This window comes from Brevibacterium sp. FAM 24630 (assembly GCF_049804075.1).
Classification (GTDB): Bacteria; Actinomycetota; Actinomycetes; order Actinomycetales; family Brevibacteriaceae; genus Brevibacterium.
Genome location: NZ_JBNBZD010000051.1, coordinates 1 through 1,695 on the forward strand (window position 1 = coordinate 1; position 1,695 = coordinate 1,695).

Below are 1,695 nucleotides of genomic sequence, written 5' to 3' on the forward strand. Positions count from 1 at the left end.
CTAGCCTCGGGATTTCATGATTAGGGGCGTCCAGGTCCCGGACAGAGAGAAGAAAAGTGCTCCTGACCAGGGATAATGATGTTTGCGACGACATCAATATTCTCTGGAAAAGGAGCACTCTCAGAGTGAAGCCTACCCGCACCTATCCCCGCCTGCACATCGATACCGCACCCAGCAACGCCCTCGGCCACGCTGGCGGGCTCCTGCTCACCGAAACCGTGCACACCAGCGGACTCGACCATCATCTGAAGACGGCGCTGGCACCGTGGAAGAAGCCCTTCGCCGTTCATGATCCAGCCAAGGTCCTTCTCGATCTCGCGATCACTCTCGGACTCGGCGGTGACGCTCTGTCCGATACCACAGCGGTCCGCGACGAACCTGCTCTGTACGGGCCGGTGGCATCGAATCCGACGATCACCAGGATCATCCAAACTCTGGCCGGCGACGTCGACCGGGGCCTGGCAGCGATCAATCAAGCGCGAGCCGCAGCCCGGACCCGGGTATGGGAACTGGCCGGTCAACACGCCCCGAACCACGACGCCGTTGCTCAGAATCCGTTGATCATCGACATCGATGCCAGTCTCGTCACCTCACACAGCGAGAAAGAAAACGCGAAACCCACCTACAAGAAAGGATTTGGATTTCATCCCTTGCTCGCCTTCATCGACCACGGCGACTGTGGCACCGGTGAGCCTGTGGCCCAGTTGCTGCGTCCTGGCAACGCGGGATCGAACACCGCTGCTGATCACATCAAGTTGGTCAAACTCATCCTCGACCAATTACCCGGCAGCAATCCTCGTCCGGGTAAGAGCGTCCTCATCCGTACCGACACCGCTGGTGGCACCCATGACTTCGTTGAGTTCCTCACGAAGCGACGTCTGTCGTACTCGGTGGGCTGGATGCTTCCCGGCAACACTCCCGAACTGTATCGGCAACTGTCGGAACTCGGTGCTTGGGAGCCGGCCTATGACACCAACGGCGATCCCCGCGAGGGTGCTGATGTGGCCGAGTTGACAGGGGTGCTCGACCTGGCCGACTGGCCGGAAGGAATGCGAGTCATTGTCCGCCGTGAGCGTCCTCATCCGGGTGCACAGTTGCGCTTTGATGATGTCGACGGGTACCGGGTCACCGCGTTCGTCACGAACACGAAGAGCGGGCAGTTGGCGGACCTGGAAGTCCGCCACCGATCCAGGGCTCGTTGTGAGGATCGGATCCGCATCGCCAAGGACTCCGGGTTACGCAACTTCCCGCTGAAGGGATTCGATCAGAACCAGATCTGGTTAGCTGTTGTCGCTTTGGCTGGAGAGATCGAGGCGTGGAAGTCGTTGCTGGCGTTTCCGACCCACGAGATCCGCCGGTGGGAACCAAAGAAGCTGCGGATGCACGTCTACGCGGTCCCGGCGACGATCGCGAGGACAGCCAGGCGGGCCGTGGTGCATATGAAGGCGACTGCCCGTTGGGCCGGGGTCATCGTTGCTGGTCTCGACCGGTTGCGGAGTCTGCCGCGGCCAGCCCCAGGATAGAGCCGTGGTGGCAGTGTTCGTTCGAGTTGAGGAAAGGGCTGGGGTTGGATCCCCGCAGGGCCGTGGCGACACACGGTGGTCGTGTCATGCTCGAATGGCAGAATCAGTGTCGGTACGCGGCAACGGAGCCGGAATCATGGGCAACCAGCTACCCATGAAAAATCGAGGCTAG

Annotated in this window: 1 protein-coding gene; it reads left to right on the top strand. The window is 60.9% G+C overall.

Annotated elements, in window-relative coordinates:
- Nucleotides 1–125: 125 nt before the first annotated feature.
- Nucleotides 126–1,523 carry an IS1380 family transposase gene (locus ACPUD7_RS17625; protein WP_425120634.1) on the top strand — a complete coding sequence of 466 codons (1,398 nt, stop codon included), beginning with the start codon at nucleotides 126–128 and terminating at the stop codon, nucleotides 1,521–1,523.
- The last annotated feature ends 172 nt before the right edge of the window (nucleotides 1,524–1,695 follow it).